General features: G+C 61.3%; 18 protein-coding genes. 13 read left to right on the top strand and 5 right to left on the bottom strand.

The window, feature by feature from the left end; translation table 11 throughout:
• Window positions 1-47 precede the first annotated feature (47 nt).
• Window positions 48-1484: a DUF6880 family protein gene (locus tag PO860_RS19925; RefSeq protein WP_273884407.1), complete on the bottom strand. Its 1437-nt coding sequence runs from the start codon at window positions 1482-1484 to the stop codon at window positions 48-50.
• 201 nt (window positions 1485-1685) lie between these two features.
• Between PO860_RS19925 and PO860_RS19920 the strand changes: the two genes are divergently transcribed.
• Complete coding sequence (locus PO860_RS19920; protein ID WP_273881337.1) at window positions 1686-1937, top strand: DUF2934 domain-containing protein; 252 nt, start codon at window positions 1686-1688, stop codon at window positions 1935-1937.
• 34 nt (window positions 1938-1971) lie between these two features.
• Here the strand turns inward: PO860_RS19920 and PO860_RS19915 are convergent, their stop codons facing one another.
• Both PO860_RS19915 and PO860_RS19910 read right to left on the bottom strand, forming a co-directional pair.
• Window positions 1972-2541 carry a GNAT family N-acetyltransferase gene (locus PO860_RS19915; RefSeq protein WP_273884408.1) on the bottom strand — a complete coding sequence of 190 codons (570 nt, stop codon included), beginning with the start codon at window positions 2539-2541 and terminating at the stop codon, window positions 1972-1974.
• A 58-nt stretch (window positions 2542-2599) separates the two neighbouring features.
• Entirely contained in the window at window positions 2600-3244 is a 645-nt protein-coding gene (locus PO860_RS19910; protein WP_272783520.1) for a ThuA domain-containing protein, read from the bottom strand.
• 274 nt (window positions 3245-3518) lie between these two features.
• Between PO860_RS19910 and galE the strand changes: the two genes are divergently transcribed.
• Both galE and PO860_RS19900 read left to right on the top strand, forming a co-directional pair.
• The gene (gene galE, locus PO860_RS19905; RefSeq protein ID WP_273884409.1) at window positions 3519-4502 is read left to right on the top strand and encodes a UDP-glucose 4-epimerase GalE; all 984 of its coding nucleotides are present in this window, start codon (window positions 3519-3521) and stop codon (window positions 4500-4502) included.
• Entirely contained in the window at window positions 4480-6039 is a 1560-nt protein-coding gene (locus tag PO860_RS19900; RefSeq protein WP_275037951.1) for an alkaline phosphatase family protein, read from the top strand. The genes galE and PO860_RS19900 overlap by 23 nt, the downstream gene beginning before the upstream one ends.
• A 6-nt stretch (window positions 6040-6045) precedes the next feature.
• On the opposite strand, the gene PO860_RS19895 is transcribed toward PO860_RS19900, so the two are convergent.
• Window positions 6046-6543, bottom strand: coding sequence for a DUF1993 domain-containing protein (locus PO860_RS19895; RefSeq protein ID WP_183608487.1), 498 nt, complete (start codon window positions 6541-6543; stop codon window positions 6046-6048).
• A 375-nt stretch (window positions 6544-6918) separates the two neighbouring features.
• On the opposite strand from PO860_RS19895, the gene PO860_RS19890 reads away from it, so the two are divergent.
• From PO860_RS19890 to PO860_RS19845, 10 genes are all read left to right on the top strand, one after another.
• A complete protein-coding gene (locus PO860_RS19890; protein WP_183608488.1) occupies window positions 6919-7848 on the top strand; it encodes a sugar ABC transporter substrate-binding protein in 930 nt (309 codons plus the stop codon).
• Window positions 7849-7916: 68 nt separating this feature from the next.
• Window positions 7917-9458 carry a sugar ABC transporter ATP-binding protein gene (locus PO860_RS19885; protein WP_183608489.1) on the top strand — a complete coding sequence of 514 codons (1542 nt, stop codon included), beginning with the start codon at window positions 7917-7919 and terminating at the stop codon, window positions 9456-9458.
• Between the two features lie 34 nt (window positions 9459-9492).
• The gene (locus PO860_RS19880; RefSeq protein ID WP_183608490.1) at window positions 9493-10518 is read left to right on the top strand and encodes an ABC transporter permease; all 1026 of its coding nucleotides are present in this window, start codon (window positions 9493-9495) and stop codon (window positions 10516-10518) included.
• 246 nt (window positions 10519-10764) lie between these two features.
• Window positions 10765-11823: a dipeptidase gene (locus PO860_RS19875; RefSeq protein WP_273884410.1), complete on the top strand. Its 1059-nt coding sequence runs from the start codon at window positions 10765-10767 to the stop codon at window positions 11821-11823.
• Window positions 11824-11920: 97 nt separating this feature from the next.
• The gene (locus tag PO860_RS19870; RefSeq protein WP_273884411.1) at window positions 11921-13564 is read left to right on the top strand and encodes an ABC transporter substrate-binding protein; all 1644 of its coding nucleotides are present in this window, start codon (window positions 11921-11923) and stop codon (window positions 13562-13564) included.
• Between the two features lie 19 nt (window positions 13565-13583).
• Window positions 13584-14651 carry an ABC transporter permease gene (locus PO860_RS19865; protein WP_183608493.1) on the top strand — a complete coding sequence of 356 codons (1068 nt, stop codon included), beginning with the start codon at window positions 13584-13586 and terminating at the stop codon, window positions 14649-14651.
• The gene (locus tag PO860_RS19860; RefSeq protein ID WP_183608494.1) at window positions 14648-15583 is read left to right on the top strand and encodes an ABC transporter permease; all 936 of its coding nucleotides are present in this window, start codon (window positions 14648-14650) and stop codon (window positions 15581-15583) included. The genes PO860_RS19865 and PO860_RS19860 overlap by 4 nt, the downstream gene beginning before the upstream one ends.
• Entirely contained in the window at window positions 15580-16413 is an 834-nt protein-coding gene (locus PO860_RS19855; RefSeq protein ID WP_273884412.1) for an ABC transporter ATP-binding protein, read from the top strand. The genes PO860_RS19860 and PO860_RS19855 overlap by 4 nt, the downstream gene beginning before the upstream one ends.
• Window positions 16410-17159, top strand: coding sequence for an ABC transporter ATP-binding protein (locus tag PO860_RS19850; RefSeq protein WP_272783525.1), 750 nt, complete (start codon window positions 16410-16412; stop codon window positions 17157-17159). Before PO860_RS19855 ends, PO860_RS19850 begins: the two co-directional genes overlap by 4 nt.
• 162 nt (window positions 17160-17321) lie before the next feature.
• On the top strand, window positions 17322-17510 hold the full coding sequence (locus PO860_RS19845) for a hypothetical protein (protein WP_183608497.1): 189 nt from the start codon (window positions 17322-17324) through the stop codon (window positions 17508-17510).
• A gap of 212 nt (window positions 17511-17722) precedes the next feature.
• Here PO860_RS19845 and PO860_RS19840 read toward each other — a convergent pair whose 3' ends face one another.
• Complete coding sequence (locus PO860_RS19840; protein ID WP_273884527.1) at window positions 17723-17998, bottom strand: hypothetical protein; 276 nt, start codon at window positions 17996-17998, stop codon at window positions 17723-17725.
• Window positions 17999-18386: the final 388 nt, after the last annotated feature.

Genomic DNA, 18386 nt, shown 5'->3' with positions numbered 1-18386 from the left:
ATTCTTCATGGCGATGTCCGTTTCGCTCGTAAGATCGGGCATTCGGCTCAACGCAGCAGGCTCCAGAAGCCCTGCTTATTCCCATGTTGGCGCTTCAGCTCCACCACATAGGCGTCGTGGGGCCGGGCGCTGCCGAAATCGACGATATGAGGTGCCAGCGACGCGCATTCCGCCAGATGGCGTGCGGCATGCCTGTAACGGCTGGATCGGCCGTAATCGAGGGCGAAGCCGATCATCGCCCGCAGCAGCAGGGTTGCCGCGAGCGGGTGTTTCTCCTGCAGCATCTCGGCGGCCGGTGTCATCAGCTCGTACAGCTCGCCGTCCAGTTCCGCCTGGCGGTTGGATATGAGTTTCGCTGCCTCGGCGGGTGCGGGCCACGTCAGGAAAAAGCCAAGGGCTCGATGAACATCCGGAAAGCCGTGCGCGAAGGCGAATGCCTTCTCCTCTGCCTCGATATCGTCGAAGTCGGCGAGCCTTCGCAGGAAAGCGCGAAGGTGCTCGCCATTCAGCGCCTGCTCGAAGCATTGCCATTGATAGGCCTGCGCTTCCTCGGCTCGTCCCAGGGCGTCGAGTGCTTTGACGCGGGCGGACTGCCATTCAAACGGCAGTTCGAACCACCCCCTGCGATCGGCGGCGTCCAAAATCTCCAATGCTTCCTCGGCGCGTCCAGCCAGGAGCAAACGGTCGGCAATCTCCGCTGCGACCATCGGCGCCCTTAACGTTGGTTCCGGCTGCTGGGCGATGAAGGCATCGACATCATTCTGGGCATCGGCAATTTCCTGCAGAGCGATGCGCGCCGTCAGTTGCCGCTGATTGGCGTAGAGCTCGTCCCTGTAGATCGGCCCGTCGCCGCCCCAGCCGAGAATCTCTCGGTCGGCGTCGGCAGGCTTCTCCTCCGGTTCGTTCGACCATTGCACCAGGAGACTCTTCAAACGTTCCAGGCCGTCCTTGCCCAGCGCTGGAACCATCTCGGCGATCAGCGGATCATATTGGCCGTGGTCGTTATCCTGCAGCGCCGTGAAGACCCTGTCGGCAAGGACATCGATACCGATCCCCGCGGAGCTGGCGATGACGCCGGCATCGGCGCATGCCTGGTGGAACGTCTCGATGAAGGCGCTGTCGCTGCTGTTGGATCGCCGGCATATCGAATCGGCGACGGCAAGGAATTGCCAGATGAGATCGAACGCTTCCTTCGGATCGTCGGCCGCCACGACGGTGACGATCGCTGACCGCTGCGTTTCTAGATCCGCGTTGACCGCCTTCACCTTATGCCATTCGATGACGGTGCGTGCCCGCGCGATGCTGGCAAGGCGCTTGCGCACCTCGCGCGCCACTTCCGCACTGCCGTGATTGCCGGCAAGCTCCATTCGAAGCCGTCGTTTGTGGGCGGCGCTGCCGGTGCTGATCTCGATCAGCAATTCGGCAAGCCGCTGCGCACCGAGGGATTCGAGATTCTTCGCATTGAGGGTTGTCTTGGCTGCCATCGGTCATCGCTGTCGTTTCTGCGGATGACCCTATCCCGGAGCCGGCACGAGGCCAAGGTCCAGAAATGTGTGCCGGGGACAATCCCCCGGCGCTGCGGTATTAGCTAAAAACTAACGCTGCCTCGTAACGACTCCTAAAGCCGGTTTTGGCACCTTGTTCCCATCGAATATTCTTTCCGAAATTTCTCGCTGGGGTTGATTATGAGTCGTAATAAAGACGCCTGGGTCAGCCAGCGCGCTTATTCACTGTGGGAATCGGAAGGCAGGCCGGACGGGCGCGGGGAGAGCCATTGGGCGCAGGCGCTAAGGGAGTTTGAGCAGCTGGAGCTGACCAAGGCCTCGCCCGATGGAAACGATCTTATCGAGAAGCTGAAGGCAGCCGGGCGGCTGATGCGGGTCTATGACGAGGCCCCCGCCGTCGAGAGCGATCGGCAGATCAAGGCGGCTCGCTAGCCTGAATTTATCAATCCTTGGGTTGCCGAAATATTCAGCGGCATTCCAGGCGGACGATCGGCCTTGCCGGCAGGCGTCTTGCCACCTCGACGAAACCGGCATCCAGAAACATCGAGAGCGCTCCCGGATAGAGCTCGGCTCCGTTCGAAGCACGGGCTGCCTGGTCGACGGGGTAGGCTTCGAGACATTCGGCCCCGTTCGCGCTTGCGAATTCGACGGCGTGTTTCAACAACGATCGCGCCAGGCCCTGCCGCCGGAACGGCTTGCGGACGATGAAGCAATTGATCGACCAAACCGGCCTGTCGTCGACCGGCGCGAAGGGTTTTGAGCGGCGCAGCCGGTCGAAGACGGCGCGCGGCCCGACACCGCACCATCCGCCCGGCTCGTTCTGGTGATAGCCGAGAATGCCCGGCGGGCGCGGCCCGACGACGAGGTTTCGAAACCAGCTGCGATTTCCCTCGCCCCATCCCGCCTTGTATTCGGCATTCGGAAGATACCAGTAGGCGCAGCGACAATTCCGGCCGCCGGAGCAATCGTCGAAGACTGCTTCTATATCATTCAGGCGGTCGGCCGTGGCGGGGAGGAAAGAGAAGCGATCCGGCATGCGGAGAGATTAGGCGCGGGTCGGCGATCGGCAAGACCGCTCCCCCCGCCCTCCAATGCTACTGACGGGCGGCCCAGCTGAGGCCGCGCCGCAGGATGAGCGGCATGTAGGGATGGTCGAATTCGGCCGCGACATGGCCGAGAGCGGAATAGAAGATGCGGCCGGCGCCGAAATGGCGCTTGAAGACGACCGGCATCACGACATTGCGGGCCGCCGGATCGTAGGCGCCGGTAAAGGTGGTGGTCGCCAGGATTTCGACAGTGGGATCATAGTGCAGATAATATTGCTCCGAACGATAGTCGAAATCGGGGATGCCCTGCATGACCGGATCGTCCTGGCGGGTGACGGCGACGCGGAAGTCGATGATGTTGCCGGGATGGGCAACCCAGGTGACGCCGGAGACATAGCGGAAAGGGGCGCTTTCCTTGAAGGAGGTGGCGAGCGCGCCGTGATGGCCGGCAAGCCCCAGCCCGCCGCGCACCGCCTCGACCAGGGCGGCGGCATGAGGTTTTTCGAGCGTTTCGCCTGTTATAACAGGCACCAGCAGATCGGTTTTAGCAAGTGCTGGAGAGCCGAATATGCCGAGATCGCCGGTCACCTCTACCGCGAAGCCGTCCTGGCGCAGGAGATCGGCGACGATATGAGCGCATTGCTCCGGCTCATGGCCTTGCCAGCCGCCCCAAACGACCAATGCCTTCCTCATTCGCGCGCTCCTGGCTGATTGCTGCTAAAGCCCCTTAAAACGGCCGGTTATGCAAATCACGCGAATAATTCACGTACCGCCGATCCGGCACAAAACGCACGAGGCCGGGGGCGGTTCGGCATTTGACCTATTGTCCGTTCACGCCTAGAGCGGCTCAGCTTTTCATGGAAGCGCAGAACCGCTCTAGCTTTTTATTTTAACGCAGTTCCTTCTTTTTATTGACGTGTATCTCGTCTAGGTTTCTTTCATCTCTCGCTAATAATAAGGGTGGTAAATGGCAGGTGAAACGGTTCTTGTGGTCGGCGGCGCCGGCTATATCGGCTCGCATACGTGTCTCGACCTGGCGAACAAGGGCTACAAGCCTGTCGTCTTCGATAATTTTTCGAACGGCCATCGCGAATTCGTCAAATGGGGCCCGGCCGAGGAAGGCGATATTCGCGATCGCGCCCGGCTGGACGAGGTGCTGGCGAAGCACAAGCCGGCGGCGATCATGCATTTCGCGGCGCTGATCGAGGTCGGCGAATCGGTCAAGGATCCGGTGTCCTTCTACGAGAACAATGTCATCGGCACTTTGACGCTGCTTTCGGCGGCGCAGGCGGCCGGCGTCAATACCTTCGTCTTCTCCTCGACCTGCGCCACCTACGGCCTGCCGCAGAGCGTGCCGCTCGACGAGACGCATCGGCAGGTGCCGATCAATCCCTACGGGCGGACGAAATATATCGTCGAACAGGCGCTTGCCGATTACGACCAGTACAGAAGCCTGCGCTCGGTGGTGCTGCGCTATTTCAATGCGGCCGGCGCCGATTTCGAAGGCCGGATCGGCGAATGGCACCAGCCGGAGACGCATGCGATACCCCTGGCGATCGATGCGGCACTCGGCCGCCGCCAGGGCTTCAAGGTGTTCGGCAGCGATTACGAGACGCGCGACGGCACCTGCGTGCGCGACTATATCCATGTGCTGGATCTTGCCGATGCGCATGTGCGCGCCGTCGAATACCTGCTGAAGGGCGGCGATTCTGTCGCGCTCAACCTCGGCACCGGCACCGGCACGACGGTCAAGGAATTGCTCGGCGCGATCGAGGACGTGTCGAACCGGCCTTTCCCGGTCGAATATATCGGCCGTCGCGAAGGCGATTCGCATACGCTGGTCGCCAATAACGACAAGGCGCGCGACGTGCTCGGCTGGGTGCCGCAGTATGATCTGTCCGAGATCATCCGCTCCGCCTGGAACTGGCATGCAAAATCCAACCAGCATTGAGCCAGACCGCATTGAAAAGGTCCGCCGGCCGAACATTCTGCTGATCACGGCGGACCAATGGCGCGGCGATTGCCTGTCGGCCGTCGGCCACCCTTGCGTGAAAACACCTGCCGTCGATGCGCTGGCCCGGGAAGGCACGCTCTTCCGGCGGCATTATGCCGGGGCCGCACCCTGCTCGCCGGCGCGGGCGACACTCTATACCGGCCTTTACCAGATGAACCACCGCGTCTGCCGCAATGGTTCGCCGCTCGATGCCCGCTTCGACAATCTGGCGCTCGCCGCCCGGCGGGCGGGATATGACCCGACGCTGTTCGGCTACACCGACACGGCGCCCGATCCGCGCGGCATGGCTGCCAACGATCCGCATCTGACGAGTTATGAAGGCGTGCTGCCGGGCTTTACGGCCCGCCAGCTTCTGCCCGAACATGAAAGACAATGGCTCTCCTGGCTGAGGTCCCGCGGCCATCGGCATGCCGTCAGCCGCGACATCCATATTCCCGTCGGCGCGCAAGCCGGCGAAATTTCCGATGGCGCGCCGGCCTATTCCAGCGACGAGACCCAGACGGCGTTCCTGGCCGGCGAGTTCATTCGTTGGTTGGGCGAGCAGGATCGGCCGTGGTTTGCGCATGTCTCCTTCTTGCGCCCGCATCCGCCATTCTCCGTGCCGGAGCCGTTCAATCGGATGTTCAAGCCGGGCGAGGGGCCGGCTTTTGCGCGTGCGGCAAACCGGGCCGTGGAACAGGACAGTCATCCCTATCTCGCTTTTGCCATGCCGCGCGTTGACAAGGGCAACTTCATCCACGGTGCGACGGGGCCGCTCGGCGGCTGGAACGCCGAGGATTTCGCCGCGATAAGGGCGATCTATTACGGCATGATATCGGAGGTCGATGCGCAGCTCGGCCGCATCTGGCAGGCCCTGAAGGATGCGGGTGCCTGGGACGATACATTGATCGTCTTCACCTCCGACCATGCCGAGATGGCGGGCGATCACTGGACGCTCGGCAAGGGCGGCTTCTTCGATGGCAGCTATCATATTCCGCTGGTCATTCGCGATCCCGCAAGCGGTGCTGGGGGCGGGGCCGTCGACGATTTCACCAGCGCTGCGGATGTTTTTCCGACCCTCTGCGAAAGGCTCGGCATCGACGCGAAAAACGGGCTCGACGGCCGGTCGCTGATGCCGTTCGTCAACGGCGGGAGCAGACCGGACTGGCGGGATGCAGCCTTCTGGGAATTCGATTTCCGTGATATCGCCGAGGGTGAAACGGAGCGGTATTTCGGGCTGAAATCGAGCGAATGCAATCTCGCGGTGATCCGCGATGCGCGGTTCAAATATGTGCACTTTGCCGCCCTGCCGCCGCTGCTCTTCAATCTCCGCGACGATCCGACGGAGCTCGACAATGTCGCGGTCGACCCGGCCTATGCGGCGATCCGGCTCGAATATGCCGAAAAGCTGCTGTCGCTGAGGGCCCGGCATCTCGACCAGACGTTTGCCTATACCGAGCTGACGGAAAGAGGGCCGGTGACACGCCGGCCCTGACGCCTTTTACCCGAGATAATCGCGCTTGCCGATCGGCGCACCTTGGTTGCGCAGGATGGCGTGGGCGGTGGTGACGTGGAAATAGAAGTTCGGCAGGGCGAAGGCGGTGACATATTCGGCACCGGGCAGCACGATACCGCTCTTGCCCGGCAGGGTGATCTCACGGCTTTCCGCGCCTTCCAGCGCCTGCGCCGAGAAGGTGGCGAGATAGGCTTCGGTCTTTGCCAGGCGCTCGCGCAGCTCATCGAAGGTCTTCTCATCGTCCTCGAACTTCGGGGCGTCGGTGGCGGTCAGGCGGGCGAGCGTGAATTTGGCGCTATCGCTGGCGCGCTGATACTGGCCGGAGAGCGGCAGCATGTCGGGCGCAAGGCGTGCAGCGACCAATATGGCAGGATCGATATTCTTTTCCTTCGCATAGGTCTCGGCCTTGTCGAGATAGGTTTTCAGGCTTCCGAGGCCGCGCTGGAACATCGGAACGGTGAGGCGATAGATCGAAATGGACATTTGTCCTGTCTCCAAAATCTTTAAATGACCGGCCGCGTCGTAAGATCGAAGATGCCTGCGGCCGCGGCCTTCTCTTCGACCCTCCCATAGATGGATGCGGCCTTCGCCTTTCACAACAGGGGCAACGCGGGCGCCGATCGCCAAGTCCGCGGCATTGCACCTTTTATCCATCGCTCATCGCCACTAAAGAGGCTTGACGCCGTTCCCAGAAAATGGAATGAATATTCCGAAGAACAAATTTTACGGTTTGTTTGTTCCGTTTTGCTGAAGCGCCGCGGGAGAGGCGGCGCGAGGAAATTGCGGCTTCAGGGCAAATGCCTGGAGCTCCGGTGTGAGGAGGGTGCAGCCGGGCACCGCTTTGTGGAGGAAGTGAAAATGAAAAAGTTTATCCTGGGCACTGCGATGGCGCTCGTCATGTCAACGGCCGCTCACGCGGAAACCGTCGGCGTCTCGATGGCGAAGTTCGACGACAACTTCTTGACCGTTCTGCGCAACGGCATGACCGATTATGCAAAGACGCTTTCCGGCGTGACGCTGCAGGTCGAAGACGCGCAGAACGACGTTTCCAAGCAGCAGAGCCAGATCCAGAATTTCATCGCCTCCAAGGTCGATGCAATCATCGTCAACCCTGTCGATACCGATGCGACGACGGCTATGTCGAAGCTCGCCGCCGATGCCGGCATTCCGCTGGTCTACGTCAACCGCCAGCCTGTCAACGTCGACACGCTGCCGGACAAGCAGGCCTTCGTCGCATCCAACGAGCTGGAATCCGGCACGCTGGAAACCAAGGAAATCTGCCGCATTCTCGGCGGCAAGGGCAAGGCCGTCGTCATCATGGGCGAGCTCTCCAACCAGGCTGCGCGCACGCGCACCCAGGACGTCCATGACGTGATCAAGACCGATGAATGCAAGGGCATCGAGATCGTCGAAGAGCAGACGGCCAATTGGGACCGCACCCAGGGCGCCGACCTGATGACCAACTGGCTCTCCAGCGGCATCGAATTCGACGCTGTCATCTCCAACAACGACGAAATGGCGATCGGCGCCATCCAGGCGCTGAAGGCGGCCGGCAAGGACATGACCAAGGTCGTCATCGGCGGTGTCGACGCCACGCAGGACGCGCTTGCCGCCATGCAGGCGGGCGATCTCGACGTCACCGTCTTCCAGGATGCCGCCGGCCAGGGCAAGGGCTCGCTCGATGCGGCGATCAAGCTCGCCAAGGGCGAAAAGATCGACAAGAAGGTTTATATTCCCTTCCAGCTCGTCACGCCTGCCAACGTCAAGGACTTCGTCACCAAGAACTGAGACGAGTGCCACCAGGATGCGGGTTCTGCCCGCATCCTTTCCGCCTGTCCGTATCCGGAGGAGATGATATGGCCGTCAGCCCGACAACCATGGCCGCCGTGCGTGCGAGCGGCGCAGTTCCGAATGCGGAATATCTGCTGAGCGCCGAGGGCGTTCGCAAGGAATTTCCGGGCGTCGTCGCGCTCGACGACGTGCAGTTCCGGCTGAAGCGCGCCTCCGTGCATGCGCTGATGGGCGAAAATGGCGCCGGCAAATCGACATTGATGAAGATCCTTGCCGGCATTTACATACCCGACAAGGGCGATATCCGCTTGAAGGGCGTTGAGATCCGGTTGAAATCTCCGCTCGACGCGCTGGAGAACGGGATTGCCATGATCCATCAGGAACTGAACCTGATGCCGTTCATGACGGTCGCGGAAAATATCTGGATCCGCCGCGAACCGAAGAACCGCCTCGGTTTCGTCGATCACGGCGTCATGCACCGCATGACCGAGGAGCTGTTTACCAGGCTCAATATCGACATCGATCCCGATATCGAGGTCCGGTACCTGTCGGTCGCCAACCGGCAGATGGTCGAGATTGCCAAGGCCGTTTCCTATAATTCCGACGTGCTGATCATGGACGAGCCGACTTCGGCGCTGACGGAGCGCGAGGTCGAGCATCTCTTCCGAATCATCCGCGATCTCAGATCTCAGGGCATCGGCATCGTCTACATCACCCACAAGATGAACGAGCTTTTCGAGATCGCCGACGAGTTTTCGGTCTTCCGTGACGGCCGATATATCGGCACGCACGCTTCGACCGACGTTACCCGCGACGACATCATCCGCATGATGGTCGGGCGCGAAATCACCCAGATGTTTCCGAAAGAGGACGTGCCGATCGGCGAGGTCTTGCTCTCCGTCAAGGATCTTTGCCTCAACGGCGTCTTCAAGAACGTCTCCTTCGAGGTGCGGGCGGGCGAGATCCTCGGTGTGGCCGGCCTTGTCGGTTCCGGGCGATCGAATGTCGCCGAAACGCTGTTCGGCGTGACGCCGGCAAGCTCCGGCTCGATCGAACTCTACGGCAAGCCGGTGACGATTTCGTCGCCGACCGAGGCTATCCGTCACCAGATGGCGTTCCTGACCGAAGACCGCAAAGATACCGGCTGTCTGCTGATCCTCGATATTCTCGAGAACATGCAGATCGCCGTTCTGCAGGACAGATATGTCAAGGGCGGTTTCGTGCAGCAGGGCGCCATCGAAGCGACCTGCGAAGACATGGCAAAAAAGTTGCGGGTGAAAACGCCCAATCTTTACGAGCGGGTGGAAAACCTTTCAGGCGGCAATCAGCAGAAAGTGCTGATCGGGCGCTGGCTGCTCACCAATCCGCGGATCCTGATCCTCGATGAGCCGACGCGCGGCATCGATGTCGGCGCCAAGGCGGAAATCCACCGGCTGGTGACGGAGATGGCGCGCCACGGCGTGGCAGTCATCATGATCTCGTCCGAAATGCCCGAGGTTCTCGGGATGAGCGACCGCATCATGGTCATGCATGAGGGGCGCGTGACCGGTTTCCTCAATCGCGATGAAGCAACGCAGATCAAGGTGATGGAGCTGGCTGCGCAGTGATGCGCCGTCGGCGATCGCCCAAGGGAGGTTTGACATGAGTACCAAGGCAGCAGAGGGCGCGGCTCCGCTCGCAACCCGGCAACGGCGGCGGCGTTTGCCGACTGAGCTCAGCATTTTCCTCGTGCTCGTCGGCATCGCGCTCATCTATGAAGTGCTCGGCTGGATGTTCATCGGCCAGAGCTTCCTGATGAATTCGCAGCGCCTGACGATCATGATCCTGCAGGTCTCCGTCATCGGCATCATCGCCGTCGGCGTCACGCAGGTCATCATCACCGGCGGCATCGATCTTTCGTCAGGTTCGGTCGTCGGCATGACCGCGATGATCGCGACCAGTTTTGCCCAGTCGTCGACCTGGGGGCGGGCCGTCTTCCCGTCGCTGACCGACCTGCCGGCCGTCGTGCCGATCGTCGTCGGCCTGTTGATCGGGGCGGCCGCGGGTCTGGCGAACGGCGCGCTCATTGCCTACACCAAGATCCCGCCGTTCATTGCAACGCTTGGCATGTTCGTGTCCGCCAGAGGTGTGGCGAAGTGGTATACCAAGGGCCAGCCGGTTTCCGGGATCACCGAGCAGTTTCATTTCATCGGAACCAAGGCGTGGCCGGTCGTCGTCTTCCTGGTCGTTGCGCTGATCTTTCACATTGCGCTGCGCTATACCCGCTACGGAAAGTTCACCTATGCCATCGGCGCGAACCCGCAGGCGGCACGCGTTTCCGGCATCAACATCGAAGCGCATCTCGTCAAGGTCTACGTGATTGCCGGATTGCTTGCCGGCCTGGCCGGGATCGTTACGGCGGCCCGCGCCGAAACCGCACAGGCGAGCATGGGCGTCGGATATGAACTCGACGCGATCGCCGCGACCGTCATCGGCGGCACCTCGCTCACCGGCGGCGTCGGGCGTATCACCGGCACCGTCATCGGCACCATCATCCTCGGCGTCATGACATCAGGCTTCACCTTCCTCAGGATCGACGCCTATTACCAGGAGATCGTCAAGGGCTTCATCATCGTCGCGGCTGTCGTCATCGACGTCTACCGACAGAAGAAGCGCCGCAAGCACTGATTTGCGGCCACACGATCCGAGGTTTTCGCGGGGGCTTCGGCCCCCGCTTCGATTCCGGCGAAGCTCCGGAGGTCGGTAACCAATTTCTGAAAAAAGAGGTGGCGAATTCCGTCAGCTTTTCTATTCTGACTGCATCATTCGCCCTCTGCAGCGCCGCGCGTCTGAAAAGACGCGTAAAGGACGCTGTAGCACTTTGAATCGATTCCGATTTAAGGAATTATGCAGTAGGGCAGCGCAGGAAGACAGATGCAATTCGTATTTGACGGTCACAACGACGTTCTCCTCCGACTCTGGACACATTCAAAAGACGGCAGCGACCCGATCGCCGAATTCGCAGGCGGTACGACGGTCGGCCATATCGATGCCCGGCGGGCCAAGGAGGGCGGCCTTTCGGGCGGCCTCTGCGCCATCTACATTCCCTCGGGCGATCTCGTCTTCGCCGACCCGGATGCCGACGGTCGTTATATCACGCCGATGGCGGCCCCTCTCGATCCGCTGCCTTCCCTTGCCATCGCCACCGAAATGGCGGCGATCGCGCTGCGGCTCGACCAAGCCGGCGCCTGGCGGCTCTGCCGGACGGTGAAGGATATCCGCGGCGCCATGGCGGACGGCATTTTTGCAGCCGTCATGCATATGGAAGGCTGCGAGGCAATCGGCGCCGATCTTTCGGCGCTCGAGGTGTTCTATGCGGCCGGTCTGCGGTCGCTCGGGCCGGTCTGGAGCCGGCACAATGTCTTTGGTTACGGCGTGCCCTTCGCCTTCCCGATGTCGCCGGATACGGCGCCGGGCCTCACCGATGCCGGCTTCGCGCTGGTGAGGGAATGCAATCGTCTCGGGGTCCTGATCGATCTTGCCCATATCACCGAAAAGGGTTTCTGGGACGTGGCGAAAACGACGGACCAGCCGCTGGTCGCCAGCCATTCGAACGCCCACGCGCTGACGCCGGTGGCGCGCAATCTGACGGACAAGCAGCTCGATGCGATCCGCGAAAGCCGCGGGCTCGTCGGCATCAACTACGCCACCGCCATGCTGCGTCCCGACGGCCGCTCGGACAGCGAGACGCCGCTTGCCGACATGATCCGCCACATCGACTATCTCGTGAACCGCGTCGGCATAGATTGCGTGGGGCTCGGATCGGACTTCGACGGCGCCACCATTCCTGAGGAAATCGGCGATGCGGCCGGCAATCAGAAGCTGATTGCCGCTCTCCGGGAGGTTGGATATGGTGAAGCCGATCTCACGAAACTTGCCCGTGAAAATTGGCTTCGCATTCTGGCACAAGCTTGGCGGGAGGCGCGGGCCTAAAGCGCCGCGCGCCTCTGGGCGCGCTCAGAACGGACAACAGTTTAATGGACATGTCGACAAAACGCTTCGCAATCAATCGAGAACAGGGGAACAAACCATGATGATCACCAGGCTCAGCCGCAATTTCCGACTGCTTTCCGCGGGTGCCGCTCTTTCGCTCCTGATGATGGCCGCACCCTCGGCTTTCGCCGAGACGCCCAAAGACACGCTGGTCGAGGGTTTTGCCATCGACGATATCATCACGATGGATCCGGGCGAGGCTTTCGAGCTGTCGACCGCCGAAATCACCACCAACAGCTACAGCCTGCTCGTCCGTCTCGACATGGACGACACCTCCAAGGTGAAGGGCGATCTGGCCGAGAGCTGGAGCGTTTCCGATGACGGCCTCACCTATACGTTCAAGCTGAAGCCGGGCCTGAAATTCGCCTCCGGCAACCCGATCACCGCCGACGATGTCGCCTATTCGTTCGAACGTGCCGTCAAGCTCGACAAGAGCCCGGCCTTCATCCTCACCCAGTTCGGCCTGACCGGTGACAATATTGCCGAAAAGGCCAAGGCGGCCGATGCCACTACCTTCGTCTTCACGGTCGACAAGGCCTATGCGCCGAGCTTCGTGCTGAACTGCCTGACGGCAACGGTCGCGTCGGTCGTCGACAAGAAGCTGGTGCTGGAGCATGTGAAGGCGGTGACGCCGGATGCCGAGCACAAATACGACAATGATTTCGGCAATGAATGGCTGAAGACCGGCTATGCCGGTTCCGGCGCCTACAAGCTGCGCGAATGGCGCGCTAACGAAGTCGTCGTCTTGGAGCGCAACGACAATTATTACGGCGACAAGGCGAAGCTCAACCGCGTCATCTATCGCTATATGAAGGAAAGTTCTGCCCAGCGGCTGGCGCTCGAAGCCGGCGACATCGATATCGCCCGCAACCTCGAGCCGGGCGACATCGACGCGGTGTCGAAGAATGCCGATCTCGCGACCACGAGTGCGCCGAAGGGCACGATCTATTATGTCAGCCTGAACAACAAGAACGAGAACTTGAAAAAGCCGGAAGTCCAGGAAGCCTTCAAATACCTGGTCGATTACGATGCGATCGGCGCCACCTTGATCAAGGGTATCGGCGAAATTCATCAGACCTTCCTGCCGAAGGGCCAGCTCGGCGCACTCGACGAGAATCCCTACAAGCTCGATGTCGCCAAGGCCAAGGAACTGCTCGCCAAGGCCGGCTTGGCCGACGGTTTCTCGATCACCATGGACGTGCGCAACACGCAGCCGGTCACCGGTATCGCCGAATCCATGCAGCAGACGCTGGCGCAGGCCGGCGTGAAGATGGAAATTATCCCCGGCGATGGCAAGCAGACGCTGACCAAGTACCGCGCCCGCACCCACGACATGTATATCGGCCAGTGGGGTTCGGACTATTTCGATCCGAATTCCAATGCCGATACCTTTACCGGCAATCCCGACAATTCCGATGCCGGCACGGTGAAGACGCTCGCATGGCGCAACAGCTGGGAAGCGCCGGAACTCGACAAGCAAGCCAAGGCAGCCCTTCTGGAACGCGACGCGGCCAAGCGCGCCGCCATATATCAGGACATCCAGAAGAAGTATCTGGCAAACAGCCCCTTCGTCTTCATCTTCCAGCAGACCGAGGTCGCCGGCTATCGCAAGAACCTGAAGGACTTCAAGCTGGGTCCGAGCTTCGACACCAATTTCGTCGGTCCGATCGCCAAGGAATAGTCCGGCAGGATTGAGTGGTTTGAGCACCGTCGAAACAAGACAGGAGGCGCGGCCCCGAAAGGGCCGTGCCAAGGCCTTCGCAAAGGCGCTGGGGCGGTTCCTGTTTGCCGCCGTCACCACCTATCTCGGCCTCTTGGCCGTCACCTTCTTCATCGGCCGCGTCGTGCCGATCGATCCCGTGCTCGCTATCCTCGGCGATCGCGCCCCCAACCATGTCGTCGAGCGGGTGCGCCAGGAGATGGGCTTCAATCTGCCGCTCTATCAGCAGTTCTTCATCTATATCAAAGGCGTCCTGTCCGGCGATTTCGGCAATTCGGTGCTGACGACCAATCCTGTCATGGTCGATATTCGCCGTGCATTTCCGGCGACGATCGAGCTCGCAACGCTCGGAACGCTGATCGGCGCTTTCGTCGGCGTGCCGCTCGGCGTTCTCGCCGCCGTGCGTCGCGGCAGCATCGCCGACCAGGTGGTGCGCGTCGTCGGCCTGATCGGTTATTCGGTGCCGATCTTCTGGCTGGCGCTGATCTCGCTCGTCATCTTCTACGCGCAACTGCGCTGGGTGGCCTTTCCCGGCCGCATCGACATCGTCTTCGAATATACGTTCACGCCGATCACCGGCTTTTATCTCCTGGACAGCGCCTGGCAGGGGCAATGGGATGTTTTCTACGACGTGTTCCGCCACATCATCCTGCCCGCGTCGCTGCTCGGCTATTTCTCGCTTGCCTATATCAGCCGGATGACGCGCAGCTTCATGCTGAACGAGCTTTCGCAGGAATATATCGTTGCCGCGCGGGCCAAGGGTCTTTCGGAAACGCGGGTGATCTGGGGCCATGCGCTGCGCAATGCCGCCGTGCCGCTGGTCACCGTGATTGCGCTTTCCTATGCCGGTCTGCTCGAAGGGTCGGTGCTCACCGAGACGGTGTTTTCCTGGCCGGGCATCGGGCTCTACATCACCAATTCGCTGCAGAATGCCGACATGAATGCCGTGCTCGGCGGCACGATCGTCATCGGCACGATCTTCATCGGCATCAACCTTCTGTCCGATCTTCTCTACCGGACGCTCGACCCGAGGACGCGAAACCGATGACGGCCCCTGCCAGCCCATCTCCGACGATGAGCCGCCGCGAGTGGCTGCTTTCCGACCGGCCGCAATCGCGCCTGCAGGCCCGCCTCGGCCGCGCCTACATCACCTGGCGGCAGTTCACGGCCAACAGGCTTGCGGTGGTCGGCCTGCTGATCATCGTGGCGCTGCTTTTCATCGCCGCCTTCGCCGATGTGATCGCCACGCACAATCCCGTCGTCGGCGATCTCCGCAATGCCCGGCTGCTGCCGCCCGGAACGGGTGAATTCCTGCTCGGCACCGACGACCAGGGCCGCGATATCTATTCGCGGCTGATCTACGGATCGCGGTTGACGCTGTTCGTCGTCGTGCTCGTCGCCGTCATCTCGGCGCCGATCGGGCTGATCGTCGGCACGGTCTCCGGTTATGCCGGAGGCTGGGTGGATGCGACGCTGATGCGTATCACCGATATTTTCCTCGCCTTTCCGAAGCTGGTGCTGGCGCTGGCCTTCGTCGCCGCTCTCGGTCCGGGTATCCAGAACGCGATCATCGCCATTGCCATCACATCCTGGCCGCCCTATGCCCGCATCGCGCGTGCCGAGACGCTGACGGTGCGGCGGTCCGACTATATTTCGGCGGTGAAGCTGATGGGCGCCTCGCCGCTCCGCATCATCGTGCGCCATGTCATGCCGCTCTGCATTTCCTCGCTGATCGTGCGGGTGACGCTCGATATGGCGGGCATCATCCTGACGGCGGCCGGTCTCGGTTTCCTTGGCCTCGGCGCGCAGCCGCCGCTGCCGGAATGGGGTGCGATGATCGCCTCGGGCCGGCGCTTCATTCTCGATCAATGGTGGGTCGCGGCGATGCCCGGCATCGCCATCCTCATCGTCAGCCTCGGCTTCAATCTCCTCGGCGACGGCCTGCGCGACGCGCTCGATCCGAAGGAGAGCGGCCAATGACGACACTTCTGACCGTCGACAATCTCAAGGTCAGCTACCCCACGCGCACCGGCGTGATCGAGGCCGTGCGCGGCGTCTCCTTCACCCTCGGCAAGGAAAGGCTCGGCATTGTCGGCGAATCCGGTTCCGGCAAGTCGCAGACCGGCCGGGCGATCATGGGTCTGACGCCGAAACACGGCATCGTCACGGCCGACCGGCTCGATTTCAACGGCATCGACCTGATCAAGGCGTCTGCCGGCGAAAGGCGCAGGCTGCGTGGCAAGCGCATCGCCATGATCCTGCAGGATCCGAAATACTCGCTCGATCCGGTCATGACGATCGGGCGGCAGATCTGCGAAACGCTGCGCACGCATGAGAAGGTCGGCAAGGCGGAGGCGCGCGATCGCGCGCTCGCCATGCTGGAAGCGGTGCAGATCCGTGATCCCCAGCGCGTCTTCGACCTGCATCCGCATGAGGTCTCGGGCGGCATGGGGCAGCGGGCGATGATTGCCATGATGCTGATCGCCGGGCCTGAACTGCTGATTGCCGACGAGCCGACCTCGGCGCTCGACGTGACGGTGCAGCTCGATGTGCTGAGGATCATGGACAGGCTGGTGTCGGAGCGCGGCATGGGCCTGATCTTCGTCTCCCACGATCTGAGGCTGGTCTCCTCCTTCTGCGACCGCGTCATCGTCATGTATGCCGGAAAGATCGTCGAGGAACTGGCGGCCGCCGATCTCAAACAGGCAAAACATCCCTATACGCAAGGGTTGCTGAACTGCATGCCCGAGATCGGCGCAAACCGCCATCCGCTGCCGGTGCTCGACCGCAGGCCGGAGTGGGCGGCATGAGCGCAACTCTCGAGATCGACGATCTCAGCGTCGTTTACGACGAATTTCATGCGCTGAAGGATGTCAGCATCACTGTCGAAGGCGGTGAATCCTTCGGTCTCGTCGGGGAATCCGGCTCGGGAAAGTCGACCCTGCTGCGGGCCGTGGCCGGGCTTGCGCCGATCAGCGGCGGCGCAATCTCCATCGACGGCGAAGCGCTGACGGGTTCGAAACGCAGCAAAACCTTCTATCGGCGCGTGCAGATGGTCTTTCAGGACCCTTATGGTTCGCTGCATCCGCGCCAGACGATCGACCGGCTCCTGCTGGAACCGCTTGCCATCCACGGCATCGGCGAGAGCGAGAGGCGCATCGCCCGGGCACTCGACGAGGTCGGCCTCGGCAATGGGTTCCGTTTCCGCTACCCGCACCAGCTTTCGGGCGGCCAGCGGCAGCGCGTGGCGATCGCCCGGGCGCTGATCGTCGAACCATCTATCCTGCTGCTCGACGAGCCGACATCGGCACTCGATGCCTCGGTGCAGGCCGAGGTGCTGAACCTCTTGGAACAGATCCGGCGCGACCGCAAGCTCACCTTCGTGATGGTGAGCCATGATCTCGGTGTCGTCACCCATATGTGCGAAAGGCTCGCCGTTATGCGCAACGGCGCCGTCGTCGAGCGATTGAGCTCGCAAGACCTGGCCAGGGGCGCGGTACAGGAGGGCTACACGAGAAATTTGATGATCGCGAGCAAGGGTTTCGTCAAAGCGTGAAGGGCAATCTTTTCAAACCTTTGAAAAGAAAAGGCCGGCGGCGGCGTTAAGGATAATGCTTTGCTAAAAGACGACCATTCAACTAGACTATTGACAGCTGCCTTGCTTCTGTCATGATCTCGTTAACGTTTGTTAGCTTTCGTGATCGATGGAGGTTGAAGCATGTTCTTTCTCGGTGGGATGACCATGGGCTACCTCGATCCTCCCGTTAAAGCCGACCGCAGGGAACAGATTTCAACATGCATTCCCGCGGAGAAGGACCGTCGGCTGATCGAGGCCCCCGCAAATCCGTCTCAGACTGAGGACGCCGTCGAGCGGTCGTGGATCTGGGCATGGCGCACGCTCTGCTAAAGGGGGGGTTGAATTTTCTCTTCCGTACGCTCTGGACGGAAATTTATCTCTACCTACTTGATAGATAAAATAAGAATATAAGCGCGAGCCGCACAACCGGCCGAACGAGAACAACGGAGGCGACATATGGCAGATCTGGGTATTTCGCATACTCACGTGAACCAGTACGGTTCCGTAGGGACGAAGAAGCCGCTCACCACGCGTCACCGGCTTCAGACGGCGCTCCATGGCGCAATCTTCACGGCGGCATTCCTGTTCGTCGTGGCGATGGTTTGCGGCGTCGTCGGATAATCCGGGCGATGATAAGCGTCGGCAGATGCCGGCGCTGCGGTGGTTTCCGCCCTTATTGAATTCCGGAACGTTTGATTGTCCCGTCGTTCTCCTGACACTCGAGCACTCTTGCTCCGGTGGTCGGCATTGCCATCCGTATCGTCATTCTTCCCTAATCTTTTCACGCCATTTGAAGCGATCGCATCGAGCGTGTTCATGCGATGTGGCTGGCTTCCTATTTCCGCTGCGCACCTGGACGATCCGCACTCCAGCGTTCGGCCGGAGGGGATCGGTTTTGCCGGTGACGCCCCACCCATTCCTTTCCCGAAATCAAAGAGCTCTCGCATTACCGGCATCTTGTCATTCCCGCCGCCAAGACTTGCCCGCCGGGGCTATAGCTCCTGCCTCATGACTTGAATTATTCCGATGATGGCCAAGTTTTCGCCATGGCTTTCGCGGACAGGGTACCGATGGTCTCGATCATCCGTCGGGCCGCGCGCTGAAACCGGGGCGTAGCCCGTTCGCAGCGTTGGGCCGAAGCGTCATTTATCCCGATTCATCGATCTTCGAAGAATTGGGCTCCGTTCATGTAGCAGTCATGATAAG

The sequence above is a fragment of the Rhizobium binxianense genome (assembly GCF_028994275.1).
GTDB classification, from domain to species: Bacteria; Pseudomonadota; Alphaproteobacteria; order Rhizobiales; family Rhizobiaceae; genus Rhizobium; species Rhizobium binxianense.
Note: the sequence above shows the minus strand (reverse complement) of the source record. Positions and strands in the feature narration are given on the sequence as shown.

Bases quoted from the DNA above. Each gene is read 5' to 3' on its own strand.
- PO860_RS19845 (WP_183608497.1), top strand. From the start codon at position 17,322: ATGTTCTTTCTCGGTGGGATGACCATGGGCTACCTCGATCCTCCCGTT.
- PO860_RS19925 (WP_273884407.1), bottom strand. From the start codon at position 1,484: ATGGCAGCCAAGACAACCCTCAATGCGAAGAATCTCGAATCCCTCGGT.
- PO860_RS19875 (WP_273884410.1), top strand. From the start codon at position 10,765: ATGCAATTCGTATTTGACGGTCACAACGACGTTCTCCTCCGACTCTGG.
- PO860_RS19890 (WP_183608488.1), top strand. From the start codon at position 6,919: ATGAAAAAGTTTATCCTGGGCACTGCGATGGCGCTCGTCATGTCAACG.
- PO860_RS19895 (WP_183608487.1), bottom strand. From the start codon at position 6,543: ATGTCCATTTCGATCTATCGCCTCACCGTTCCGATGTTCCAGCGCGGC.
- PO860_RS19855 (WP_273884412.1), top strand. From the start codon at position 15,580: ATGACGACACTTCTGACCGTCGACAATCTCAAGGTCAGCTACCCCACG.
- PO860_RS19850 (WP_272783525.1), top strand. From the start codon at position 16,410: ATGAGCGCAACTCTCGAGATCGACGATCTCAGCGTCGTTTACGACGAA.
- PO860_RS19860 (WP_183608494.1), top strand. From the start codon at position 14,648: ATGACGGCCCCTGCCAGCCCATCTCCGACGATGAGCCGCCGCGAGTGG.
- PO860_RS19910 (WP_272783520.1), bottom strand. From the start codon at position 3,244: ATGAGGAAGGCATTGGTCGTTTGGGGCGGCTGGCAAGGCCATGAGCCG.
- PO860_RS19915 (WP_273884408.1), bottom strand. From the start codon at position 2,541: ATGCCGGATCGCTTCTCTTTCCTCCCCGCCACGGCCGACCGCCTGAAT.
- PO860_RS19885 (WP_183608489.1), top strand. From the start codon at position 7,917: ATGGCCGTCAGCCCGACAACCATGGCCGCCGTGCGTGCGAGCGGCGCA.
- galE (WP_273884409.1), top strand. From the start codon at position 3,519: ATGGCAGGTGAAACGGTTCTTGTGGTCGGCGGCGCCGGCTATATCGGC.
- PO860_RS19870 (WP_273884411.1), top strand. From the start codon at position 11,921: ATGATGATCACCAGGCTCAGCCGCAATTTCCGACTGCTTTCCGCGGGT.
- PO860_RS19920 (WP_273881337.1), top strand. From the start codon at position 1,686: ATGAGTCGTAATAAAGACGCCTGGGTCAGCCAGCGCGCTTATTCACTG.
- PO860_RS19840 (WP_273884527.1), bottom strand. From the start codon at position 17,998: ATGAACACGCTCGATGCGATCGCTTCAAATGGCGTGAAAAGATTAGGG.
- PO860_RS19900 (WP_275037951.1), top strand. From the start codon at position 4,480: ATGCAAAATCCAACCAGCATTGAGCCAGACCGCATTGAAAAGGTCCGC.
- PO860_RS19880 (WP_183608490.1), top strand. From the start codon at position 9,493: ATGAGTACCAAGGCAGCAGAGGGCGCGGCTCCGCTCGCAACCCGGCAA.